This is a genomic window from Streptomyces avicenniae, from assembly GCF_000719135.1.
Lineage (GTDB): Bacteria > Actinomycetota > Actinomycetes > Streptomycetales > Streptomycetaceae > Streptomyces > Streptomyces avicenniae.
The window spans coordinates 271,072-293,448 of sequence record NZ_JOEK01000009.1; the positions used below are offsets into that span (position 1 = coordinate 271,072).

The following is a 22,377-nucleotide window of genomic DNA, read 5'->3' on the forward strand; positions in this document are numbered from 1 at the left end:
TGTCGGTGTGCCGCACCCGGTGAACGATGCCGACCGGAACGTTATTCCCGTGCGGACCGCCCGCCCCACCTCCGGGCGGGTCACGGTACGGCGTGCGGCCGTGCCGCGTCAGCCGGTGTGCTCGTCGGGAAGTCGCACGATGTGCGGGATGCCGGCCGGGTTGCTGATCCAGTGGGCGGCCAGGCCGGGGGGCAGGGGTTCCAGCTCGTCCTGCGGATGCACGCCGTGCGCGGCGAGGTGGCGGGCGGCCTGCTCGACGTCGTCGGTGAACAGTTCGAGCCACAGCTGTGCCTGGGCGTAGGTGTCCACCTGGTCGAGCCAGAGCGTGACGGGTCCCAGCCGGACGGACGCGGACCGCGCCACGGTGCCGCCCGTGGCCTCGCCGTCGTCCTCGGTCACCTCCATGCCGAGCACGTCGCGGTAGAAGGCGACGGTGCTGTCGTAGTGGGCCTTGGGGAGCTTCATGGCGATGTTGTGGCCGCCCTGGAAGGTGGGTCTCATGGCCGGTTCTCCTGTTCGTGGTCGAGGTAGGTGCGCAGGGCGTCCAGGGTGTGGTCCCAGTCGCGGGCGAGGGCGGCCAGGAAGGACTGGGCGGTCGCCATCGGGGCCGGTTCGAGGTGGTAGCGGACGCGGCGGCGTTCCGCCGGTTCCGCCCGTACGAGACCGGCGCCGGAGAGATGGGCGAGGTGCTTGGCGACGGCCTGGCGGGAGATGGGCAGGCGCGCGGCGAGGTCGGTCGCGGTCGCGGGGCCGCGGGCGGCCAGCTCGGCGAGGACGGCGCGCCTGCTGGCGTCGGCCAGCGCGGCGAACACGGCCACCGCCACGGTCTCGGGGTCAGCCACGGGCGTCGAGGTGCCTCGCCAGCTTGGCGAGTTCGACCTGCCAGCCCTCGGCGTTGCCCCGGTAGGCGGCGTCCAGCTCGGCGGGGAGCTGCGCGAAGCCCGTCTCGGTGAGGCTGAGTCTGGTGCCGTCGCCGAGCGCGTCCAGGGTGATCTCGACGCGGGTGCGGCGCGGGTCGCGGGGCGGGAGGCCGTCGATCGGCCAGGTGAAGGACAGGCGGCGCGGCGGTTCGACGGTCTCGATCCGCAGGACGGACCACGTGCCGTCCCAGCGCGCCCTGATCCGGCCGCCGGGCCGGAGCTCGTCGATCTCGGCCGTGTCGCCGAGCCAGCCGCCGAGTCCTTCCGTGGTGGTCAGGGCGGCCCACACCTTCTCGATCGGGTGGGCGAGGTCGAGCGTGCGCTCGATGCGGTCGGGGAGCGGCATGCGGGTACCTCCATGGCAACCATTCGGTTGCGTCACTCTATGGCAACCCGAAGGTTGCGACAAGCTCCGGCCGCCGCCCCCGTGATCCACCGCCGTGGCGCCCCCGCGGTCAAGATCGCGGAGCGTCCCCGGGTACTAGCCTGCTGGACCATGGCCACGCCCGACGCGCTCCCGCCCCGCCGCCGCACGCTGATCCTCGCCATCTGCTGCATGAGCCTGCTGATCGTCAGCCTCGACGTCACGGCGCTGAACGTCGCCCTCCCGTCCCTCCAGCGCGAGTTGGACGCCGACATCTCGGGCCTCCAGTGGACGGTGGACATCTACACCGTCGTCATCGCCTCGTTCCTGATGCTGTCCGGCTCGATGGCCGACCGGGTGGGGCGCAGGCGGGTCTTCCGGACAGGGCTGGTCGTCTTCGTGACCGGCTCCGTGCTGTGCGCGCTGGCGCCGAGCCTCGGCTGGCTGGTGGCGTTCCGGGCGCTCCAGGCCGTCGGCGGGTCGATGCTGAACCCGGTCGCGATGTCGATCATCACCAACACGTTCCGCGACCCGAAGGAGCTGGCGCGGGCGATCGGCGTGTGGGGCGGGGTCGTCGGGATCTCGATGGCGGTCGGCCCGGTGGTCGGCGGCGCGCTTGTGCAGGCGTTCGACTGGCGGGCGATCTTCTGGATCAACGTGCCGATCGGCCTCGCGGCGCTGTTCCTGACGATGCGGTTCGTGCCGGAGTCACGGGCGCCGCACCCCCGCAGGCCCGACCCGGTGGGGCAGCTGCTGGTCATCGCGGTGCTCGGCGGCCTGACCTTCGGCATCATCGAGGGCGGCAAGCAGGGCTGGACGTCGCCGCTGCTGGTCGTCCCGGTGGGCATCGCGGCGTGCGCGCTGATCGCGCTGCTGACGTACGAGCCGCGCCGCCCCGAGCCGCTGCTCGAAGTGCGGTTCTTCCGCAGCGCGCCGTTCAGCGGGGCGTTCGGCATCGCCGTGGCCGCGTTCTCCGGCCTGGGCGGCTTCCTCTTCCTGAACACGATCTACCTCCAGGACGACCGCCACCTCTCCGCGCTGGACGCCGGGCTGCACCTGCTGCCCATGGCCGCGGTGACGCTCTTCTTCTCGCCGCTGTCCGGCTACCTGGTGGGCCACATCGGCCCCCGGGTGCCGCTGCTGCTGGCGGGCACCGCCATCACCGCGAGCGGGCTGCTGCTGACGCGCCTGCACCCGCACACGTCGCTCCCGCTGCTGTTCAGCGCCTACGCGCTGTTCGGCATCGGCTTCGGGCTGGTCAACGCGCCGCTGACGAACACGGCCGTGACCGGCATGCCGCGCTCCCAGTCGGGCGTGGCGGCCGGGATCGCCTCGACCGGGCGGCAGATGGGCTCGGCGCTCGGCGTCGCCGTGGTCGGCACGACGCTGGGCGCGGGCTCACGGACCGCGGGCTGGTGGGTCATCGCGGGCTGCGGGCTCCTCGTCCTCGCGATCGGCGCGCTGACCACCGGCCGCTGGGCGCGCGGGACGGCGGAGCGCGCCGCCGAGCGACTGCCCCGGGACTCCGTGCCGATCGCGCAGCAGCGGCCCGGCGCGTGACGGCCGGACACGTGCCGTCGGCCTGCTGTTCGCGCGGGCGTACGCCGGTGAAACACAGGTGACATCCAGGTGGACTATGCTCACAGCTCTCATGATCATCACAGGAGCCATGGCCGCCTGAGCCCGCGGCCGTGGCGGGCCCTGACGCCCTGGTCCACGGCGTCCGCGGGCACCCGCCCCGTGATCCCGACGCGGTGGACCACACGTCGATCTGCTGACCTCGGTGATGACGGGAGCGTGCGCGATAGCACTTCGAATATGGCTGAGCAGCGCGGGAGCAGCCACGACCCAGGTGATCCGGATGTTGCGCGACAATCCGGACGCCACCCCGGTCCGCATCCACGGGACCAACGTGGACCCCGCCGCGCCCGCCCTCGCGGCGTGCGACGTGGCGGAGGTCGAACCGTACCGCGTGTCCGACCGGCACTACGCCGACTTCGCCCTCGACTTCTGCCGCAGGCACCGCATCGACGTGCTGATCCCGCCCCGGCGCCTCGACGCCCTGGCGCCGCACGCCGCGCGGTTCGCCGAGGCGGGGACGCGCCTGATGACGTCGTCCCCGGCCGCCATCCGCGTGCTGACCAGCAAGAGCCGCACCTACGAGGCCGCCCGCGCCATCGGCGTCCCCGTACCGGAGTGGCGCGTCGTCTCCGACGCGGACGGGTTGCGCGGCGCCGTGGAGGAGCTGGGCGCGCTGGGCGGGCCCGTGTGCATCAAGCCCGCGGGCGAGTACTCGGCGTTCGGGTTCCGCATCCTGGAGGACGGGCCGCTGCGGCTGCGCGACCTGCTGGAACCGGCACGTCCGCTGGTCTCGGTCGGCGCGGTCGCCGAGGCGCTGAAACGGGCGGCCGACGCCCGCGAGAAGGTGCCCGAGTTCATCGTCATGCCCTACCTCGACGGCCCCGAGGTGAGCGTGGACTGCCTCTCCGCGCCGGGCGGCGCGCTGCTCGCGGCGGTGCCGCGCGCGAAGCAGGGGCGCTACCGGCTGCTGCTGGACGACCCGGAGCTCGTCGGCATCGCCGCACGCGTCGTCGGCCACTTCGGGCTCGCGTACCTGTCGAACGTGCAGCTGCGGCACTGGCAGGGGCGGCCGGTGCTGCTTGAGGCGAACCCGCGGCCGTCCGCCGGGATCTTCCAGACGGCGTTCAGCGGCGTGAACCTGCCGTGGGCCGCCGTGCGGCTGCTGACGAGCGGCGACGCGGGCGCCGTGGACGGGCTGCGCCTCGGCGGCCGGGTCGCCGTCACGGAGGTGGCGACCGAGGTGCGCGAGGTGGCCGCCGAGGTCGTCAGGCAGCGCACCACGGCAACGCACCCGGGCGAGCTGGCCACGACCGCCTGACGTCCCGCCCCTCCCGGTGCCGTCCGTCGCCGCCGCGGCGGACGGCACCGGGTTCAGGCCGGGGGCGCGGCCGTCGTCCCGCGCGCGACGAACCGCACGGCGGGCGACGCGCGCGGCACGACGGGGACGCCGTCGGTCAGTTCGAGCACCGAACGCGCCACCGCCGTCCCGAAGTCGTGCACCTCGCCCCGCATCACCGACAGCGCGGGCGACGCCAGGCGGCACATCGCCGAGTCGTCCCAGGCGAGCAGCGACAGCTCGCCCGGCACGGACACGCCCAGCTCCCTCGCCCGCGCGAGCCCCGCGAGGGCCATGACGTCGTTGTCGTACACGACGGCCGTCGGCCGGTCGGGGCGGCGCAGCAGGCGCGCGGTCAGCTCCGCGCCCGACTCGGCCGAGTAGTCGCCCTCGACCGTCACCGGCTCGACGCCCGCCTCGCGGCAACGCGCGGTGAACGCGTCCGTCCGCGCCCGTGTGTGCAGCAGCCCGGCGGGCCCGCTCACCCGGGCGAGCACGCGGTGGCCGAGGTCCAGGAGACGGCTCGCCGCCTCGCGGGCCGGGCCCGTGTCGTCCGTGGTGACGGCGGGCAGCGCCGGATCGGCGGCCCACGTGCCGACGAGCAGGCACGGCAGGCCCAGCTCGCGCAGCGCGGCCGGTCTGCGGTCGCCCTCGGCCAGGTTGACCACCACGACCGCGTCCACCAGGCCACGGGCGGCCCAGCGGCCGTACGCGGTGATCTCCGCGTCGTGGGACGGCACCACGTGCAGGAGCAGCGACAGGCCGCGGTCGGCGAGCGTCTCCTCGATCCCGGCGATGAACTCCATGAAGAACGGCTCCACGCCCAGCAGCCGCGCCGGGCGGGCCAGGACGAGGCCGACCGCCCCGGCCCGGCTCACCCCTGGCCGTCCGCCGCCGGGGCGAACAGGGAGTTGACGCTGCGCAGCACCGGGGCCCGCGTGAAGGCGGCGGGATCGACGGGGGCGGCGGTGCGGACGGTGAAGGAGTGCGTCTCGCCCGGCAGCAGGCTCACCAGCATCTCGTCCGTCTCGGCGTCGGGGGCGACCCGGTCGGCGAGCAGCGCGACGTCGCGGGCGAACGAGCGGGCCCGCACGTCCACCCGGTAGCCGCCTGGCACGGCGGTCGCCTCGGCGTCGAGGGCGGCGGGGTCGTAGGCCAGGTCGCGGTCCTCGGCGAAGAGGTGGACGGCGCGGGCGTCGTCCACGGTCGCCACCAGCACCTCGCGGGCGGCGTCCGCCGGGGTCACCAGCGCGGCGGGCAGCGGCAGCGTGACGGCCGAGCGGGCCGCCGCGTCGAGGAAGATCTCCGCGCTGTCCAGGACCTCGCCGCCGAACGTCACGCGCCGCACGGTGAGCGTGCCGTGCCACGGCGCGGCGGCGTCGTTCACCGCGACGACCGCGAGGCCGTCCTCGCGCGGTTGGACGGTGAGCAGCCGGGGGGCGTACGCGTGCCGCAGCCCGTACCACAGCGGCTTGCGGCGCCCGTCGCCGTCCACGGCGGCCCAGGAGGTGACCGGCCAGCAGTCGTTCAGCTGCCAGACGAGCGCCCCGGCGGTGCGTGGCCACCAGGAGCGGAAGTGCTCGACGCCGAACCGCACGGCGCGCGCCTGGTTGAGCTGCGTGGCCCAGTGCCAGTCGGCGAACGTGCCGGGGTCGGGCAGGTGCGGGGCCATGCCGCGGTCGAGCTTGCCGTTGCCGTCCTCGGCCTTCTGGTGCAGGAGGAAGCCGGGCGAGGTGGCGGTCAGCGGCGCGTCGTGGACCCAGTCGGTGAGCGTCCGCCACGTCGCGGGGCCCTGGAAGCCGAACTCCGAGCAGAAGCGCGGGATCTCGGTGCGGTACTCGGTGTAGTCCACGCGGTTCCACACGTCCCACTCGTGGCGGGTGCCGTGGTCCGGGTCGTTGGGGTGGACGCCCTCCGGGCCGGAGCCGGGGCTGTACGGGCTGCCGTCCGCGTAGGGGCGGGTCGGGTCCAGCTCCGCGACGATCGCGGGGAACAGCTCGGTGTAGTAGCGGCGGCCCCAGGTGCGGTCGCCGAGGGGCTCCTGCCAGCCCCAGTCACGCCAGCCCCACAGGTTCTCGTTGCCGCCGTTCCACAGGACGAGGGAGGGGTGCGGGGTGAGGCGGGCGACGTTCTCCCGCGCCTCGGCCTCGAACTCGCCCCACAGCGGCTCCTCCTCGGGGTAGGCGGCGCAGGCGAGGAGGAAGTCCTGCCACACGAGGACGCCGCGCTCGTCGCAGACGTCGTAGAAGTCGTCGCTCTCGTAGATGCCGCCGCCCCAGACGCGGAGCATGTTCATGTGCGCGTCCACGGCCTGGTCCACGCGGCGTGCGAGGCGGTCGCGCGTGACGCGGGTGAGGAAGTGGTCGTCGGGGATCCAGTTGGCGCCCTTGGCGAAGACGGGGACACCGTTGACGACGAAGGTGAAGGGCGTGCCGGTCGCGTCGGGGGTGGTGTCCAGCGTGACGGTGCGGAAGCCGACGCGCCGCTCGGCGCGCTCTAGGGTGCCGCTGGCCGAGGCGAGGGTGATCTCCAGGTCGTACAGGGGCTGTTCGCCGTAGCCGACCGGCCACCACAGGCGCACGTCCGGCACCTCGACGGTGACGCGCGCGGTGTCCTCCCCCGCCGGGACGGTCGTCTCGGCGCGGTGTCCGGCGACGGCGGCGGTGAGCGTGAGCGCGGTGGCGTCCGCACGGCCCGAGCGCTCGACGCGCACATGGACCTCTACGCGGCCCGTCCCGTCGGCGGCGACGGTGACGAGCGGGCGGACCTCGGCGAGGCGCGCCGTGCGCCAGCGCTCCAGGCGCACGGGCTTCCAGATACCGGCGGTCTGGAGGTCGGGTCCCCAGTCCCAGCCGAAGCTGCACGCCATCTTGCGGACCATGGGGAACGGGTGCGGGTACGCGTGCGGGCGGGCGCCGAGGCGTTCCTCGACCTCCTCGGCGTGGGCGAGGGCGGAGCGGAAGGTCAAGGACAGCGCGGCCGGGGTGCCGTCGAGGAGGCCGGTCACGTCGAAGCGGTGGGAGCGGTGCATGTTGGCCGTGGTGCCGAGGACGCGGCCCGCGAGTTCGACGGTGGCGACCGTGTCGAGGCCGTCGAAGACCAGATCGACGCGCTCGTCCGGCGCGGCGGCCGGGGCATCGACGGTGGTGGTGTAGCGCCAGTCGGTGCGGTGGAGCCAGACCAGGTCCTCCTCGACGCGGTCGAGGTAGGGGTCGGGGATGAGCCCGGCCGCCAGCAGGTCGAGGTGGGTGCTGCCGGGGACCTGGGCGGGCAGGTCGCGGCCCGCGACGGCGTCGGGCACCGGCCCGGCGACCGCCGTGAGGCGCCAGCCGTCGTGCAGCGTGTGGCGGATCATCGTGAACTCTCCCGGGGTGTCGCCCATGTGCGGACCAGAACAGACCTGAACGGAACGGATCTGACCGAATCGGACCAGAACGGGCGAGATTCTTTCGCAGCCGAAGAAAGTAAGTCAAGGACGCACCTCCCCGCCGCCCGGAACGCGCACGGCGCCGCCAGGAGCGGGGCTCCCGGCGGCGCCGTGTGCGGAAGGACCGGCCGCGTCACTCGCCGTTCGGCACGAGGTTCGCGAAGATCTGCGCCTGGTCCGGGTGGCTCCACAGGGCAGGGAACGCGAACAGGTACACGCGCGTGGGCCAGCCGCTGAACTTGTCCACGTTGAACTCGGTGGTGGTCCCCTCGGTCAGCACCGGGATGTACGGGAGCTGCTGCTCCAGCGCGTTCTGGATCGTGTTGTAGTGCTGCTGCCGTTCCGGGCTCAGCGGGTCGAGACGGCTCAGCTCCTCGATGGCCTCGTCCACCGCCGGGTTGGCGTACCGGGCGTAGTTGGTCCCGGCCGGGGTGCCGACCTCGGCGGTGTTCTCGCTGTCGAAGTACGTCCGGTACAGGTAGTAGGGGTCCGGGTACGGGCCCTGCGCGAGCGTGTCCAGCGCCAGCTGGAAGTCGCCGTCCGTCCGCGCCTGCGCCAGCTCGTGCGGCGCGACCTCCTGCACGACCAGCTCGATCCCGGCGGCACGCACCTGCTCCGCGAGGGCTTCGAGCGCCGTGATGTGCTCCGCCTGGTCGCTCGCCACCGAGACCGTCAGCGAGACCCGGCGGCCGTCCTTCTCGAAGATCCCGTCCTCGCCCCGCGTGTAGTCGGAGTCCTCCATGCCGTTCTCGGCCTGCGCGACGTTGGACGACATCGGCGCGACACGGTTGTTCAGCCCGGCGGATATGTAGGCGGCGTCACGCTCGGGGAGCGCGAAGCCGGGCGAGATCTCGCTCGCGGTGTTCTGGTAGGCGAGGGAGTTCAGCTCCTCGCGGTCCATCGCGATGTACAGCGACTGACGCACGACCGGGTCGGTCTGCGGCCCCTCGCAGCCCAGGTCCGCGTCCGAGCACGCGGCGAGCACGATCTGGTTCATCGGCACGGTGATGGCCTTGTAGCCGTCGTAGTCCGACTCGACGTTCGCGATGTCGGGCACGGGCCCCGTGTAGACGTCGATGTCGCCCGAGTCCAGGGCGTCGGCCGCCGTGTCGTCGCCCGACAGCGTCACGTAGCGCACGTTCGTCACGGCGGGTTCGCCGTCCCAGTACTCCGGGTTGGCGGCCAGGACGAAGGCGTCGGGCGCGAAGTCGCTGAGCACGTAGGGCCCGGTGCCCACCGGCTCGGTGACCGGGTCGGCCCCCGGGTCCGCGATCGCGCTCCACAGGTGCTCGGGGACGATGTACGTCCTGCCGAGCAGCTGCGGCCCCTCCATGAACGAGGGGTCGGGGAAGGTGACGCGGACGCGCGTCGCGTCATCCACCGTCGTCTCGCCGGCGAAGCCGCTCGGGTTCGGCACGGCGCCCGAGGCGAGCAGGTCGAAGGTGAACTTCACGTCGTCGGCCGTGAAGGGCTCGCCGTCCGACCAGGTCACGTCCTCCTGGAGCGTGATGACCAGCTCGGTGCCGCCGCGCCGCCACTCGTACTCGGTGCCGAGCCGGGGGACCATGCTGCCCTGGGCGGCGACGTTGTAGAAGAACAGCGGCTCGAAGATCGTCCCCGGCCCCTCGATGCTCGACGGCGAGAAGGGGTTGAAGTTGCTCTGGTAGTCGCCCGCCTGCCCTGCGTAGACGACCAGGGTGTCGGGCGGGGCCGCGCCCTCGTCGTCCGACCCGCCGCACGCGGACGCGAGCAGGCCGACCGACACCGCCCCGACCGCCGCCGTGCGCACCCGTCGCCTTACGTGCTGGGACATATTCGTTCCTCTCGAAGCCTGCCCCGCCGTCGAGGCATGGGCGGAGTCACTGGGCGGGGACATGATCGCCGGGCCGCCGGACCGGCCGGAGGCCGCCCCTCCCCCGGCACGGAGGGCGCCGGGCCGCGGACGCCGCCCGTTCCCCACGGAGCCCCGTGCGGCAAATAAACTGAGCCGCGCACAGAGTCACGAGGGCGGCGCGCAGCGCAGCCGGGGACCGCCGTGCGCGATGCGGAGGAGCCAGTGAGCGGACCGGCGGGAGCCACCCCGCACGCCAGCAGCCGGGCGGCCGTCCTGGACGCCGTCCGGGCGGCGGGCACCATCAGCCGGGTGGGGATCGCGGCGGCGACCGGGTTCACCGGCGCGACGGTCTCCACCGTGGTCAGGCGCCTGATCGACGACGGCCTCGTCGTGGAGACGGGCCGGGCCGCGTCCACCGGCGGGAAGCGCCGGGTGCTGCTCCAGCTCAACCAGTCCTCCCGGTTCGCCGTGGGCGTGCATCTGGACCACGCGGGCCTCACCTACGTCCTCACGAACCTGGGCGGCTCGGTGGTGGCCAGGATGTCCCGCGCGGGTGTCGGCACCGACGATCCCCCGGTCGTGGTGGCCAGGATGGCCACGGAGGTTGAGGCCCTGATCGAGGGCGCAGGCATCGACCGCAGCAGGATACTGGGCCTCGGAGTCGTGGCTCCCGGCCCCATGAACCAGGCGGGCGGGAGGCGGCTGGTTCCGCCCGCGATGCGGCTTTGGGACGGCTTCGCGCTGGACCGCGCGCTGGGGTCGGCCGTGGGGCTGCCCGTGGTGCTGGAGAACGACGCCACGGCCGCGGCGCTGGGCGAGCACTGGTCGGGCGACGTCAGGGGAACAGCGGCCTTCGCCGCCGTCCACCTGGGCACCGGGATCGGCGCCGGACTGATGGCGGACGGGGTCGTGTTCAGGGGCGCGAGCGGCAACGCGGGTGAGATCGGGCACATCTGCCTCGACGTGGACGGGCCGGAGTGCTGGTGCGGGGCGCGCGGCTGTGTCGAGGCGCTGGCGGGGCCGGGCGCGGTCGTCGCGGCGGCGCGGGCCGATCCCGCGGTGGCGCGCGCCGCGGGGCTGACCGGGGAGCCCGCGGGACGGCCGCGCCGGGCCGCGGAGTTCGCGGCGGTCGCGCGCGCCGCGCTGCGGGGCGACCCGGGGGCCGGGGCGCTGGTGGGGCGCTCGGCGCGGTGGCTGGCGGTGGCCGTCAGGACGCTCGCCACGGTGGCGGACCTGGAGCAGGTCGTCCTGACCGGGCCGGGGTTCGCCGTCGCAGGTCCGCTGTACCTGCCGGTGGTGCGGGAGGAGCTGGAGCGTCACTTCTTCGCGCGCGGCACGCACGGCGTGACCGTGCGGCTGTCCAGGACGGCGGCGACCGCCCCTGCCGTGGGCGCGGCGGCGCTCGTGCTGCGCTCCGAGCTGGTCCCGGCGCGTGACGGCTTCCGGCCGCACGTGGCGGGGGCCGCCGGGGGCTGACCCGGCCGGGCGCTTCGGCGCCGCCGCCGTGCCCCGTGCGGGTGATCCTGCGGCGCGCGCCCCCGGCGGGCGGAGGCGTGCCCCGCGTGCGCGCGAGCCGTCGCTGCCGCGAAACACTCCGGTCGGAGAACCGGGCGCCGCAAGGGTGTTCGGCACCGGTTTCCCTAACGGGTTAATTCCGGTGCCCGCGCACATGACCGCGTTCCGCGACGGGGACACATCGGTCGTCCAGGGGAGAGACGCCGAATGACGGCGGTCCTTGACGATTGGAGCGCCGGAGTGGATACCTCCGACAAGGTGTGGGCCTGTCCGTTCGACTTCGCGGACGGCCTTGAGTTCGACCCGTTGCTTCGGCAACTGATGACGGAGGCACCTGTCGCCCGCATCACCATGTCCTACGGCGAGGGCGAGGCATGGCTCGTCACGCGCTACGAGGACGTGCGTCTGGTGACGACCGACCGCAGGTTCAGCAGGGCGGCGGTCGCCGGGCGTGACTTCCCGCGCATGACGCCCGCGCCGATCGTGCAGTCGGAGTCGATCAACCTGCTCGACCCACCGGCCAGCAACCGGCTGCGCAGACTGGTCTCCCAGGCGTTCACCGCGCCGAAGGTGGAGGCCATGAAGCCGAAGACGCAGCGCATCGTGGACACGCTGCTCTCCGGCCTGGAGGACCACGGGCCGCCAGCCGACCTCGTGAAGCACGTGTCGATGCAGCTGCCGCTCACGAGCATCTGCGAGGTCCTCGACATCCCGGAGACCGACCGGCCCGAACTGCGCCGCAGGGCCATCGACATGATGGCGGTCGGGCCGGCCACGAAGGAGGCGGCGGTCCGCGCGAAGGCGGAGCTGCGCTCCTACTTCGCGGACCTCACGCGCCACCGCAGGGCGCACCCGGGCGAGGACCTGATCAGCTCGCTCGCCGCCGCCAAGGACGGCGACGACATCCTCGGGCCCGACGAGCTGACCGTCATGGCCATGGTCCTGCTGATGACCGGCCACGACACGAGCACCTACCAGCTCAGCAACATCACCTACACCCTGCTGACCCGGCCCGAGCAGCTCGCCAGGCTGCGCGCGGAGCCGCAGGCGCTGCCGCGCGCGCTGGAGGAACTGCTGCGGTACATCCCGTTCCGCAAGGGCGTCGGCATCCCGCGCGTCGCGACGGAGGACGTGGAGGTCGGAGGCGTGCTGATCCGCGCGGGCGAGGCCGTCCACGTCTCCTACCTGGCGGCCAACCGCGACCCGGCGCGCTTCGAGCGTCCTGACGAGCTGGACATCGACCGGCCCGCCTCGCCGCACATGACGTTCGGCTGGGGAGCGCACCACTGCATCGGCGCCCCGCTGGCGCTGATGGAGCTGGAGCTGGCCATCGGCAGCCTGCTGGAGCGGTTCCCGCGCCTGGCGCTCGCCGTGCCGCCCGAGGAGGTGCGCTGGAACGACGAGTCGATCTGGCGCTACCCGTACGAACTCCCGGTCACCTGGTGACCGGAGCCGTCACCCGCACACACACCACCGAACAGCCATCGATACCGCGGCGGCCACGACCGTGACCGCCGAGGCAAGGGGAGGGGATCGAATCATGGCGACCCTGTGCAGACCGTCCATCGCCGTTCCGGAGAACGTCCTCACCGTCGAGAAGACGCTGGAACTCGCCCGCACCATGCACGCCGACCATCCGCAACTGGGCCTCGCCCTGCGGCTGATCGCCAACACCGGGGTCAAGACCCGGCACATCGTGCAGCCCATCGAGGAGACGCTGAAGCATCCGGGCTTCGAGGCGCGCAACAAGGTCTACGAGGCGGAGGCCAAGCGGCGCGTGCCGCAGGTCGTCTACGGGGCCCTGGACAACGCGGGCCTCGGCGTACGCGACATCGACCTCATCGTCTACGTGTCGTGCACCGGCTTCATGATGCCGTCGATGACGGCCTGGCTCATCAACACGCTCGGCTTCCGCCCGGAGACGCGGCAGCTCCCCATCGCGCAGCTCGGCTGCGCCGCCGGGGGCGCGGCGATCAACCGGGCGCACGACTTCTGTCTCGCCTATCCGGACGCGAACGTCCTGATCGTCGCGTGCGAGTTCTGCTCGCTGTGCTACCAGCCCACCGACCTCGGCGTCGGTTCGCTGCTGTCCAACGGGCTGTTCGGCGACGCCGTGGCGGCGGCCGTCGTGCGGGGCCGGGGCGGCACGGGCGTGAGCCTGGAGCGCAACGGCTCGCACCTCGTGCCGGACACGGAGGACTGGATCTCCTACGCCGTGCGGAACACCGGCTTCCACTTCCTGCTGGACAAGCGGGTCCCCACGACGATGAAGATGCTGGCGCCCGCGCTGCGGACGCTGGCCTCGGCGCACGACTGGGACATGGCCGGTCTCGACTTCCACATCGTGCACGCGGGCGGCCCGCGCATCCTCGACGACCTGTGCCACTTCCTCGACGTCGCGCCGGAGATGTACCGCTACAGCAGGGCCACGCTCACCGAGCGCGGCAACATCGCGAGCTGTGTCGTCTTCGACGCGCTGGAGCGGCTGTTCGCCGACGGCGGCGCGCAGGAGGGGGCACGCGGGGTGATCGCGGGCTTCGGGCCGGGGATCACCGCGGAGATCTCGCTCGGCTCCTGGACCACGGCGCGGCCCGCGGTGACCGGGCAGAGCCGCAGGACGGAGCAGGCCGCGGTCGGCTGACGCTCACCGCGCCGGGGTCCCGGCGTCCGCGCCGCGGACGCGGCTGAAGTACGCCTCCACCACCGTGTCATGGCCGGGAAAGGCCAGGGGGACGGGCTTGTCGAGCACGAGCCACTCGGTGGTCTCGTCGGTGGGGGCGGACTCCGGCAGGTCGGCCAGGTCAACGGGCGGCAGCAGCCCGTACACGTTGACCGTGCGGTCGCCGCTGTGGACGTCGAAGAGGGTGACGTCCGCCGCGTCGCCGATCAGGCCCGTCTCCTCGCGCAGCTCGCGCGCGACGGACTGCTGCCAGCTCTCGCCCAGCTCCATGTACCCGCCGGGCAGGGCCAGTTCGCCACGGCAGGGCTCGATGTCCCGCCGCACGACGACGAGGCCGAGGCCGTGCTCCAGCCGCACCTGGAGCATGGCCACGGCGACGGGCAGCGGATTCGCCCAGTGCGTCTCGCCGCAGCCGGGACAGTCGCGCGGCCATCCCGCCTCCACGGCGTAGGCGATTCCGCAGTAGGGGCAGTGGGAGATGGTCCGGCCATAGGTGTACGCCATCGGGTGAGCCGCCTTTCTCAAGCTGCTGACATGCTGTCATCGCGCCCGGGTCCGGTCCCGCAGCCGGTGCCCGGGGGAGGGCGCGCGTCAGGACTTCCGGCCGACGCCGCCGAAGATGTCCAGCTCCTCGCCAGGCTCCGGCTCCCGCGTGCCGGGCCGCCACCGCGAGCAGGGCACGAAGCCCGGCTCGATCAGGTCGAGCCCGTCGAAGAAGACGGCCAGCTCCTCGGGCGAGCGCAGGTGGTAGGGGACGGCGCCGCTCTCGTTGTACTCCTGCTGGGCGGCGACGCACGCCTTGGCGAACACGTTGGTGCCGTCGCTGAGGGCGAGATGGCTGCCGGACGGAAGCGCCTCCAGCAGCCGCGCCACGATGGCGCGCGCCTCCTCGTGCGACGCGATGTGGCCGAGCACGCCGCTCAGGATCAGCCCGACGGGCCGGGTGAGGTCGAGCGTGCGGGCCATGGCCTCCAGGATGACGGCCGGTTCGTGCAGGTCGGCGTGCACGTAGTCGGTGACGCCCGAGGGCCCGCTGATCAGCAGCGCCCGCGCGTGGGCGAGGACGAGCGCGTCGTTGTCCACGTAGACGATGCGCGCCTCGGGCGCGACGCGCTGGGCGATCTGGTGGGTGTTGTCCGCCGTGGGCAGGCCGGTGCCTATGTCCACGAACTGCCGTATCCCGGCCTCGGCGACGAGGTGGTGCACCGCGCGGGTGAGGAAGCCGCGGGACGCGCGGGCCAGCAGCGTGATCCCGGGGAAGGCCGTGCGGTAGCGCTCCCCGGCGGCGCGGTCCACCTCGTAGTGGTCCTGGCCGCCCAGCCAGTAGTTCCAGATCCGAGCCGAGTGGGGCACCGAGATGTCGATCATGGGTGCTTCGTCGGTCACGGGGCATTTCTCCTGTACTGCTGTGCTGGGTGGTGCTCTGGGCTCGGGTGACCGCGCGGATCGCCGTGCCGCGGGCAGGCCGTTGGCCCGTCCCACGGTGATCAATGACAGCACGGGATCATAGACGGCGCCTATCGCTTGGTCGATAAAACGTCATGAACGGATGAGGTCGGCCGCCGGTGCACGCCCTCCCCCGGCGCGTGGCGCGGGGGCGTCGCCCGCGCCCTCGCGGGGCGCGTCGCCGCCGGTCAGCGGCAGGAGCGCGTGGACGGCGGCGCGTCCGGCGCGGTTGGCGCCGACCGTACTGGCCGACGGTCCGTAGCCGACCAGGTGCACCCGCCGGTCACGGACGGCGGCCGTGCCGTCGAGCCGTATGCCGCCGCCCGGCTCGCGCAGCCCGAGCGGCGCCAGGTGGTCCACGGCGGGGCGGAAGCCCGTGGCCCACAGGATGACGTCGGCGGCCAGGACCGTCCCGTCGTCCCACGCGACGCCGTCCGGGGTGACGCGGCGGAACATCGGCCGCCGCTCCAGCAGGCCGCGCTCGCGGGCCCGGCGCACGGCGTCCGTCATGACGAGGCCGGTGACGGACACGACGCTCTGCGGCGGCAGGCCGCGCCCCACCCGGTCGGCGACCAGCGCCACGGCGGCCCTGCCCTGCTCCTCGCCGAAGGCGGTGTCACGGAAGACGGGCGGCCTGCGCGTGACCCAGGTCGTGGCGGCGGCCGTGTCGGCGATCTCCAGCAGGTGCTGCACGGCGGACGTACCGCCGCCCACCACGACCACCCGGCGGCCCGCGAAGGCGGCGGGCCCCGGGTAGGTCGCGGTGTGGAGCTGCTCGCCGCGGAACGTCTCGCGGCCCGGCACGTACGGCCAGAACGGCCGGTCCCAGGTGCCGGTGGCGTTGATCAGCCCGCGCGTGCTCCACTCCCCCGCCGACGAGGTGACGAGGAGCCGCCCGTCGCCCGCGTCGCGCACGGCGCTCACGTCCACGGGGCGCAGGACGCGCAGGTCGAAGGCGTCCTCGTAGGCGGCGAAGTAGGCGCCGATCACCTCGGACGAGGGCCGGTCGGGGTCGGCGCCGGTCAGCTCCCTGCCGGGCAGGGAGTGCATGCCGTGGAGGCGGCCGTACGTGAGCGTGGGCCAGCGGTGCTGCCAGGCGCCGCCGGGGTGGGGCGCGTGGTCGAGGACGACGAAGCCGTCGCCGGGCGTCAGGCCGCGGCGGCGCAGGTGGTGGGCGGCGGACAGCCCCGACTGCCCCGCCCCGATGACGACGACCCGCGTGTGCTCCATGCCGTGTCCAACGCGCCGGGGCTCCCCTGGCTTCCCGCGCCCGGCGGCCGGAGACTGGGGCGCGTGGAGTGTGTGTTCTGTGCGATCGTCGCGGGCGAGGCGCCCGCCCACCGCGTGTACGAGGACGAGGCGGTGGTGGCGTTCCTGGACACCAGGCCGCTGTTCCCCGGCCACACGCTGGTGGTGCCGCGCCGCCACCTGGAGACGCTGACCGATCTGGCGGACGGGGAGGTCGGCCCGTACTTCCTGCGGGTGCGGCTCGTGACGGCGGCGGTGGAGCGCGCGACGGGCGCGGACGGCTCGTTCGTCGCGGAGAACAACCGGGTGAGCCAGTCCGTGCCGCACCTGCACGTCCATGTCGTGCCGCGCCGCAGGAAGGACGGGCTGCGCGGCTTCTTCTGGCCGCGCGGGCGGTACGCGGACGAGGCGGAGGCGGCCGACGTCGCGGCCCGGGTGCGGGCGGCGGCCGGGGAGGGGCGGGTCAGCGGGGCGGGGGCGTGAGGACGTCGCTGAGGTCGAAGCGCACGGGCCGTTCCAGCTGCGCGTAGGTGCAGCTGTCCGGGGTGCGGTCGGGCCGCCAGTGGCGGAAGCGCGCGGTGTGCCGGAAGCGGTCGCCCTGCATGTGGTCGTACGCCACCTCGCAGACGCGCTCGGGGCGCAGCGGCACCCACGACAGGTCCTTGCCCGCCGTCCAGCGGCTGGGGCCGCCCGGGGTGCGGCCCTCCGCGTCGGCCTCGCCGCCGCTCCACGGATGGCCCGCGGGGTCCGCGAGGACGAGCGGCGCCAGCTCGTCCATCAGCTCGCGGCGGCGGCGCGCGGTGAAGGAGGCGCAGACGCCGACGTGCTGGAGCGTGCCCGCGCCGTCGTACAGGCCGAGCAGCAGGGAGCCGACGACGGGGCCGCTCTTGTGGTGGCGCAGCCCGGCGACCACGCAGTCGGCGGTGCGCTCGTGCTTGATCTTCAGCATCACCCGTTCGCCGGGGTGGTAGGTGAGGTCGGGCGCCTTGGCGACGATGCCGTCCAGGCCCGCGCCCTCGTACCGGTCGTACCAGTCGCGGGCCGTGGCGAGGTCGCGGGTGGCGGGGGCGAGGTGGAGGGGCGGGCCGGCGCCGCGCAGGGCGTCGGTGAGGGCGGCGCGGCGTGCGGTGAGGGGCGTGTCGAGGAGGGCCTCGTCGCCGAGGGCGAGGAGGTCGAAGGCGACGAAGGCGGCGGGCGTCTCCTCGGCGAGGCGGCGGACGCGTGACGCGGCGGGGTGGACGCGCTCCAGGAGCGCGTCGAAGTCGAGGCGGCCGTCGCGGGCGACGACGATCTCGCCGTCGAGGACGCAGCGGGCCGGGAGCGCGGCGCGCAGGCCGTCCGCCAGTTCGGGGAAGTAGCGGGTCAGCGGCTTGGTGGTGCGGCTGGCGATCTCGATGGCGTCGCCGTCGCGGTAGACGAGGGCGCGGAAGCCGTCCCACTTCGCCTCGTAGTGCATGCCGGGCGGGATGGCGGCGACGGGCTTGGCGAGCATCGGGGCGACGGGCGGCATCACCGGCAGGTCCATGCCTGGATTGTCGGTACGGGCGCGGGCCGCCGCCCGTCGGCGGGCGCGTCCGGGTGGGCCGTCCTACGGTGGCGGCATGGCGGACGCGATGCAGCTCGACGTCGGCGGCCGGACGGTCAGGCTGTCCAGTCCGCAGCGCGTGTACTTCCCGGAGCGCGGCTTCACCAAGCTGGACCTGGCGCGGTACTACGTCGCGGTCGGCGACGGGGTGGTGCGGGCGCTGCGGGAGCGGCCGACGACGCTGGAGCGCTACCCGGAGGGCGTCACCGGCGAGTCGTTCTTCCAGAAGCGGGCGCCGAAGAACCTGCCATCCTGGATCCCGACCGGCCGGATCGCGTTCCCGAGCGGGCGGTACGCGGACGAGATCTGCCCGGACGAGACGGCGGCGGTCGTGTGGGCGGCGAACCTCGGCTGCCTGACGTTCCATCCCTGGCCGGTGCGGCGCGGCGACACCGAGCACCCGGACGAGCTGCGCATCGACCTGGACCCGCAGCCGGGGACGGACTACGCGGACGCGGTGCGCGCGGCGCTCGCCCTGCGCGAGGTGCTGGACGGCCTGGGGCTCGTGGGCTGGCCGAAGACGTCGGGCGGGCGCGGGTTGCACGTGTTCGTACCGATCGCGCCGCGCTGGACGTTCCCGCAGGTGCGGCGGGCGGCGATCGCGATCGGCCGGGAGCTGGAGCGGCGTGATCCCGACCGGGTGACGACGGCCTGGTGGAAGGAGGAGCGGGGGGCCAAGATCTTCGTGGACTACAACCAGACGGCGCGCGACCGGACGATCGCGAGCGCCTACTCGGTGCGGCCCACGGCGCGGGCGACCGTCTCGGCCCCGCTGCGCTGGGACGAGGTGCCCGACGCGCGCCCCGAGGACTTCGACCTGGCGACGATGCCCGCGCGCTTCGCCGAACTGGGCGACGTGCACGCGGACATGGAGGGGCGGGCGTACGCGCTCGACGCGGCGCTCGACCTCGCCGCGCGGGACGAGAGCGAGCACGGGCTCGGCGATCTGCCGTATCCGCCCGAGCATCCGAAGGCGCCGGGCGAGCCGCCCCGCGTGCAGCCGAGCCGGGCCAGGAAGCCCCGGGAGCGCTGAGACGCGCGCACCGTGCGCGCCCGGCGTGCGCCGGTACGTCGGCCTGTACTGATGAACGACTGGTCGGACTTATTGACGCGCCCTTCGGTCAACTCTAAGTTGACTCAGCCGTCGTACATCGCTGTACGTCCGCGCGCTCGGGAGGGTAACCATGCGTACCAGCAACTGGATTCTGTCCGGTGTCGCCGCCTTACTGGTGGTGGCGTCGGCCGTCGTCCGACTGATGATCTATCCGTCGGTGCACCAGTTGCCCGCCGACACCGACAGCACGTTCGTCTACAGCGGCACGGCGACGACGCTCAACGCCGCCGCGCTGGAGACCGGTGACCTGGCCAACGCGCTGCTGCGCGACGTGCCGGTGACGCTCGACCGGCGCGTCGAGGTGATCGACACGGACGGGAGCACCGCCGTCATCAGCGACGAGGTGGTCGTGACCGGCCCCGGCGACACCCAGCTGTCGGCGACGTCCCACCGCTGGGCCGTGGACCGCAGCGACCTGGAGGCGCGTCCCGCCCCCCAGGACTCGGGTGCCGAGCTGCACGAGGGCCTGGTCATCTCCTGGCCGCTGGAGCCCGAGGAGCGTGACTACACGTTCTGGGACCCGACGACGGCCACCGAGGCGCCCGCGGTCTACGACAGGACCGAGGACGTCGAGGGCCGTGAGGCGTACGTCTACGTGATCGACGCGGCGGGCCCGCTGGCCGACACGCAGATCTCCGAGAACCTGCCGCTGTCGCTGCCCCGCGACGTCCTGGCCGGTATCGCCGAGACCCTGCCCGCGGAGCAGCGCCCCGACCCGGCGGGCCTGGCGCAGCTGCCGGAGACCGTCCCGCTCACCTACGCGGCCACGACCCAGCGCGTCGCGTGGATCGACGCGGGGACGGGCGCGGTGCTCAACGGCTCGTTGCAGCAGACGATCGTGGCGCAGACCGAGGGTCCCGAGGGCCCGGTGACGCTCGCGCCCGTCAGCTCCATGGCGGTCGAGGGCACACCCGAGGGGGTCACGGAGCGGGCGGACGACGCGGACTCCAACTCGCAGGCGCTGTGGCTCGTCGGCATCGTGCTCCCGGTCGGGCTGCTCGTACTCGGCCTGCTGCTCGCGGCGTTCGTCGTGTGGAGCGAGCTGCGGCGGCGGCGCGGCGCGGGCTCCGGCTCGGGGCCGGGCCAGGACGCGGAACCGGCCGCGGCGGTCTGAGCGGCAGAACCACCCAGGGCGGGCGGGGAGTTGACGGGCGGTACGCCTCCCGTCACGGCTTGAGGGCCACCCCGCCCGCCTGGCCGATGTCCGCGGGCTGGTCGCCGGACGGCGTGATGTCGGGCCGCCATGCGGGCACCTGCACGACGCCGGGCGGGACGAGGTCGAGCCCGTCGAAGTATCCGGCGATCTCCTCCATCGGCCGCAGCCGGTAGGGGATGGCGCCCGACGCGTTGTAGTCGCCCTGCGCGCGGACGTACACGGGGTCCGTGTCGGTGCCCTCGTTGAGCGAGAGGTAACTGCCGGACGGCAGACCGGCCATGAGGCGGCGCACGATGTCGCGGGCCTCGTCGTACGTGGCGACGTGCCCGAGGATGCCGCTCAGGATGAGACCGACGGGTCGCCCCAGGTCGAGCGTCCCGGCGGCGCGGGCGAGGATGTCCTCCGGCTCCTGCAGGTCCGCCTCGACGTACTGCGTGACGCCCTCGGGCGTCGAGGTGAGCAGCGCGTGGGCGTGCAGCAGGACGAGCGGGTCGTTGTCCACGTAGACGACGCGGGCCTCGGGGGCGACGCGCTGCGCGACCTGGTGGGTGTTGTCCACGGTCGGCAGCCCCGTGCCGACGTCGAGGAACTGCCGCAGCCCCGCGTCCTGCGCGAGGTAGCGGATGGAGCGGGCGAGGAAGGCGCGGGACGCGCGGGCGATGTCCACGATGCCGGGGAACGCGTGGCAGTACGCGTCGCCCGCCGCGCGGTCCACCTCGTAGTTGTCCTTGCCGCCCAGCCAGTAGTTCCAGATACGGGCCGAGTGCGGCACGCTCTGGTCGATCTTGGAGATGGGTTCCGATCGGGGGTTCGCCGCGTCGTCGGCCATGGGATCAGCTCCTGCGGTGGGTCGGCTCAGCCGTGTCCTCCAACGTAACGCACGGGGCCGTCGCGGGACCGGATCAACCGCCGGGGTGCGCGGCCTCGGGCGCCAGGGAGACGACGGTGTCCGCGGCGTGCGCGACCTGGTCGTCCGTCAGGTCGGCGCGTGCGGTCAGGCGCAGGCGTGCCACCCCGTCGGGCACGGACGGCGGCCGGAAGCAGCCGACGGCGACCCCGGCCGCGCGGCAGCGCTCGGCCCACAGCACGGCGGCGGCCGGGGACGGCGCGCGGACGGACACGACGGCGGCGTCCGGCCGTACCGCCGCGAGGCCCGCCGCCGTCAGCCGCCCGTGCAGCGCGGCGGCGACGGCGCGGGTGCGCGCGGGGCGGCCGGGCTCGCGGCGCAGCACGCGCAGGGCGGCGAGGGCCGCGCCGGTGGCGGAGGGGGCGAGCGCGGTGTCGAAGATGAACGCCCGCGCCACGTTGACGAGGTGTTCGACGACGCGGGCCGGGCCGAGGACGGCGCCGCCCTGGCCGCCGAGCGCCTTGGAGAGCGTGACGGTCGCGACCACGTCGGGGGCGCCCGCGAGCCCCGCGGCGGCCACCGCGCCGCGCCCGCCGTCGCCGAGGACGCCGAGGCCGTGCGCGTCGTCGGCCACGAGGGCGGCGCCGTGCGCGCGGCAGACAGCGGCGAGCGGGCCGAGCGGCGCGGCGTCGCCGTCCACGGAGAAGACGGTGTCGGTGACGGCGAGGGTGCGTCCCGGGTAGCCGCTCAGCGCGGCGCCGAACGCGGCGGGGTCGGCGTGCGGGACGACCGTGACGGCCGCGCGGGACAGGCGGCAGCCGTCGATGAGGGAGGCGTGGTTGCCCGCGTCGGAGACGACGAGGGTGCCGCGCCCGGCGAGCGCGGTGAGGACGGCGAGGTTGGCCGCGTACCCGGAGGCGAGGACGAGGGCGGCCTCGAAGCCGCAGAAGGCGGCCAACTCGCGCTCCAGGCGCGCGTGCAGCTCGGTGCTGCCGGTGACGAGGCGTGAGCCCCCGGCCCCGGCGCCCCAGCGGCGGGCCGCGTCGGCGGCGGCGTCCGTCACCTCGGGGTGACGGCCGAGGCCGAGGTAGTCGTTGCCCGCGAGGTCGAGGAGGGGCGTGTCGGCGGCGCGCGGGCGCAGGGCGCGGGTGAGCCCGGCGCGGCGGCGGGTGTCGCGCGCGGCGTCGAGCCAGTCGAAGACCCGCCCGGCGTCCGGGGTGCTGCCCGGCATACGGCCTCCCGTCCTGACGGCCCGGCCTCCGGGCCCATTGTGGGGTACATATAAAGGTAGTGGCACGCAGTGCCCCGTGACAGGCCACATTGG

General features: G+C 74.0%; 20 protein-coding genes. 8 read left to right on the forward strand and 12 right to left on the reverse strand.

Annotated features, from left to right (window positions below):
- Positions 1–108 precede the first annotated feature (108 nt).
- Genes IF27_RS16235 through IF27_RS16245 form a run of 3 tightly spaced genes read right to left on the reverse strand, consistent with a single transcriptional unit; the run spans position 109 to position 1,266 of the window.
- On the reverse strand, positions 109–501 hold the full coding sequence (locus tag IF27_RS16235) for a VOC family protein (protein ID WP_052850304.1): 393 nt from the start codon (positions 499–501) through the stop codon (positions 109–111).
- Positions 498–842 (reverse strand): ArsR/SmtB family transcription factor, encoded by a 345-nt coding sequence (locus tag IF27_RS16240; RefSeq protein WP_052850305.1) that lies wholly within the window; start codon positions 840–842, stop codon positions 498–500. The genes IF27_RS16235 and IF27_RS16240 overlap by 4 nt, the downstream gene beginning before the upstream one ends.
- Complete coding sequence (locus IF27_RS16245; protein ID WP_052850306.1) at positions 835–1,266, reverse strand: SRPBCC domain-containing protein; 432 nt, start codon at positions 1,264–1,266, stop codon at positions 835–837. Before IF27_RS16245 ends, IF27_RS16240 begins: the two co-directional genes overlap by 8 nt.
- A gap of 150 nt (positions 1,267–1,416) precedes the next feature.
- On the opposite strand from IF27_RS16245, the gene IF27_RS16250 reads away from it, so the two are divergent.
- Positions 1,417–2,844, forward strand: coding sequence for an MFS transporter (locus tag IF27_RS16250; protein WP_052850307.1), 1,428 nt, complete (start codon positions 1,417–1,419; stop codon positions 2,842–2,844).
- 226 nt (positions 2,845–3,070) lie between these two features.
- Complete coding sequence (locus IF27_RS16255) at positions 3,071–4,183, forward strand: ATP-grasp domain-containing protein (RefSeq protein WP_110945953.1); 1,113 nt, start codon at positions 3,071–3,073, stop codon at positions 4,181–4,183.
- Between the two features lie 53 nt (positions 4,184–4,236).
- Here the strand turns inward: IF27_RS16255 and IF27_RS16260 are convergent, their stop codons facing one another.
- The 3 genes from IF27_RS16260 to IF27_RS16270 all read right to left on the reverse strand — a co-directional run bounded on the left by IF27_RS16260 (position 4,237) and on the right by IF27_RS16270 (position 9,441).
- Positions 4,237–5,079 (reverse strand): LacI family DNA-binding transcriptional regulator, encoded by an 843-nt coding sequence (locus IF27_RS16260; RefSeq protein ID WP_052850308.1) that lies wholly within the window; start codon positions 5,077–5,079, stop codon positions 4,237–4,239.
- Positions 5,076–7,583 carry a glycoside hydrolase family 2 protein gene (locus IF27_RS16265; RefSeq protein WP_223291075.1) on the reverse strand — a complete coding sequence of 836 codons (2,508 nt, stop codon included), beginning with the start codon at positions 7,581–7,583 and terminating at the stop codon, positions 5,076–5,078. Before IF27_RS16265 ends, IF27_RS16260 begins: the two co-directional genes overlap by 4 nt.
- A gap of 178 nt (positions 7,584–7,761) precedes the next feature.
- Positions 7,762–9,441, reverse strand: a complete 1,680-nt coding sequence (locus IF27_RS16270) for an ABC transporter substrate-binding protein (RefSeq protein WP_052850309.1) — start codon at positions 9,439–9,441, stop codon at positions 7,762–7,764.
- A gap of 243 nt (positions 9,442–9,684) precedes the next feature.
- Between IF27_RS16270 and IF27_RS16275 the strand changes: the two genes are divergently transcribed.
- From IF27_RS16275 to IF27_RS16285, 3 genes are all read left to right on the forward strand, one after another.
- On the forward strand, positions 9,685–10,938 hold the full coding sequence (locus IF27_RS16275; protein WP_052850310.1) for an ROK family transcriptional regulator: 1,254 nt from the start codon (positions 9,685–9,687) through the stop codon (positions 10,936–10,938).
- Positions 10,939–11,184: 246 nt separating this feature from the next.
- A complete protein-coding gene (locus IF27_RS16280; RefSeq protein ID WP_052850311.1) occupies positions 11,185–12,423 on the forward strand; it encodes a cytochrome P450 in 1,239 nt (412 codons plus the stop codon).
- A gap of 94 nt (positions 12,424–12,517) precedes the next feature.
- Entirely contained in the window at positions 12,518–13,618 is a 1,101-nt protein-coding gene (locus tag IF27_RS16285; RefSeq protein WP_052850312.1) for a type III polyketide synthase, read from the forward strand.
- Positions 13,619–13,621: 3 nt separating this feature from the next.
- Here the strand turns inward: IF27_RS16285 and IF27_RS16290 are convergent, their stop codons facing one another.
- The 3 genes from IF27_RS16290 to IF27_RS16300 all read right to left on the reverse strand — a co-directional run bounded on the left by IF27_RS16290 (position 13,622) and on the right by IF27_RS16300 (position 16,333).
- Complete coding sequence (locus IF27_RS16290; RefSeq protein ID WP_052850313.1) at positions 13,622–14,161, reverse strand: NUDIX domain-containing protein; 540 nt, start codon at positions 14,159–14,161, stop codon at positions 13,622–13,624.
- An 87-nt stretch (positions 14,162–14,248) separates the two neighbouring features.
- Positions 14,249–15,025 (reverse strand): SAM-dependent methyltransferase, encoded by a 777-nt coding sequence (locus IF27_RS16295; protein ID WP_052850655.1) that lies wholly within the window; start codon positions 15,023–15,025, stop codon positions 14,249–14,251.
- Positions 15,026–15,196: 171 nt separating this feature from the next.
- On the reverse strand, positions 15,197–16,333 hold the full coding sequence (locus IF27_RS16300) for an NAD(P)-binding domain-containing protein (protein WP_052850314.1): 1,137 nt from the start codon (positions 16,331–16,333) through the stop codon (positions 15,197–15,199).
- Between the two features lie 63 nt (positions 16,334–16,396).
- Here IF27_RS16300 and IF27_RS16305 point away from each other — a divergent pair, with 63 nt between their 5' ends.
- Entirely contained in the window at positions 16,397–16,834 is a 438-nt protein-coding gene (locus IF27_RS16305) for an HIT family protein (RefSeq protein WP_052850656.1), read from the forward strand.
- Here IF27_RS16305 and IF27_RS16310 read toward each other — a convergent pair.
- On the reverse strand, positions 16,815–17,876 hold the full coding sequence (locus tag IF27_RS16310) for an ATP-dependent DNA ligase (RefSeq protein ID WP_052850315.1): 1,062 nt from the start codon (positions 17,874–17,876) through the stop codon (positions 16,815–16,817). The genes IF27_RS16305 and IF27_RS16310 overlap by 20 nt on opposite strands.
- Before the next feature lie 76 nt (positions 17,877–17,952).
- Between IF27_RS16310 and ligD the strand changes: the two genes are divergently transcribed.
- Positions 17,953–18,969 (forward strand): non-homologous end-joining DNA ligase, encoded by a 1,017-nt coding sequence (gene ligD / locus IF27_RS16315; RefSeq protein WP_052850316.1) that lies wholly within the window; start codon positions 17,953–17,955, stop codon positions 18,967–18,969.
- A 151-nt stretch (positions 18,970–19,120) separates the two neighbouring features.
- Positions 19,121–20,164 carry a porin PorA family protein gene (locus IF27_RS16320; RefSeq protein ID WP_052850317.1) on the forward strand — a complete coding sequence of 348 codons (1,044 nt, stop codon included), beginning with the start codon at positions 19,121–19,123 and terminating at the stop codon, positions 20,162–20,164.
- A 52-nt stretch (positions 20,165–20,216) separates the two neighbouring features.
- Here the strand turns inward: IF27_RS16320 and IF27_RS16325 are convergent, their stop codons facing one another.
- Both IF27_RS16325 and IF27_RS16330 read right to left on the reverse strand, forming a co-directional pair.
- Positions 20,217–21,035 (reverse strand): SAM-dependent methyltransferase, encoded by an 819-nt coding sequence (locus IF27_RS16325; RefSeq protein ID WP_110945954.1) that lies wholly within the window; start codon positions 21,033–21,035, stop codon positions 20,217–20,219.
- 73 nt (positions 21,036–21,108) lie between these two features.
- A complete protein-coding gene (locus IF27_RS16330) occupies positions 21,109–22,284 on the reverse strand; it encodes an 8-amino-7-oxononanoate synthase (protein WP_052850318.1) in 1,176 nt (391 codons plus the stop codon).
- Positions 22,285–22,377: the final 93 nt, after the last annotated feature.

Bases quoted from the DNA above. Each gene is read 5' to 3' on its own strand.
- IF27_RS16295 (WP_052850655.1), bottom strand. From the start codon at position 15,025: ATGATCGACATCTCGGTGCCCCACTCGGCTCGGATCTGGAACTACTGG.
- IF27_RS16290 (WP_052850313.1), bottom strand. From the start codon at position 14,161: ATGGCGTACACCTATGGCCGGACCATCTCCCACTGCCCCTACTGCGGA.
- ligD (WP_052850316.1), top strand. From the start codon at position 17,953: ATGGCGGACGCGATGCAGCTCGACGTCGGCGGCCGGACGGTCAGGCTG.
- IF27_RS16270 (WP_052850309.1), bottom strand. From the start codon at position 9,441: ATGTCCCAGCACGTAAGGCGACGGGTGCGCACGGCGGCGGTCGGGGCG.
- IF27_RS16320 (WP_052850317.1), top strand. From the start codon at position 19,121: ATGCGTACCAGCAACTGGATTCTGTCCGGTGTCGCCGCCTTACTGGTG.
- IF27_RS16325 (WP_110945954.1), bottom strand. From the start codon at position 21,035: ATGGCCGACGACGCGGCGAACCCCCGATCGGAACCCATCTCCAAGATC.
- IF27_RS16285 (WP_052850312.1), top strand. From the start codon at position 12,518: ATGGCGACCCTGTGCAGACCGTCCATCGCCGTTCCGGAGAACGTCCTC.
- IF27_RS16245 (WP_052850306.1), bottom strand. From the start codon at position 1,266: ATGCCGCTCCCCGACCGCATCGAGCGCACGCTCGACCTCGCCCACCCG.
- IF27_RS16235 (WP_052850304.1), bottom strand. From the start codon at position 501: ATGAGACCCACCTTCCAGGGCGGCCACAACATCGCCATGAAGCTCCCC.
- IF27_RS16280 (WP_052850311.1), top strand. From the start codon at position 11,185: ATGACGGCGGTCCTTGACGATTGGAGCGCCGGAGTGGATACCTCCGAC.
- IF27_RS16250 (WP_052850307.1), top strand. From the start codon at position 1,417: ATGGCCACGCCCGACGCGCTCCCGCCCCGCCGCCGCACGCTGATCCTC.
- IF27_RS16330 (WP_052850318.1), bottom strand. From the start codon at position 22,284: ATGCCGGGCAGCACCCCGGACGCCGGGCGGGTCTTCGACTGGCTCGAC.
- IF27_RS16300 (WP_052850314.1), bottom strand. From the start codon at position 16,333: ATGGAGCACACGCGGGTCGTCGTCATCGGGGCGGGGCAGTCGGGGCTG.
- IF27_RS16265 (WP_223291075.1), bottom strand. From the start codon at position 7,583: ATGGGCGACACCCCGGGAGAGTTCACGATGATCCGCCACACGCTGCAC.
- IF27_RS16310 (WP_052850315.1), bottom strand. From the start codon at position 17,876: ATGGACCTGCCGGTGATGCCGCCCGTCGCCCCGATGCTCGCCAAGCCC.
- IF27_RS16255 (WP_110945953.1), top strand. From the start codon at position 3,071: ATGACGGGAGCGTGCGCGATAGCACTTCGAATATGGCTGAGCAGCGCG.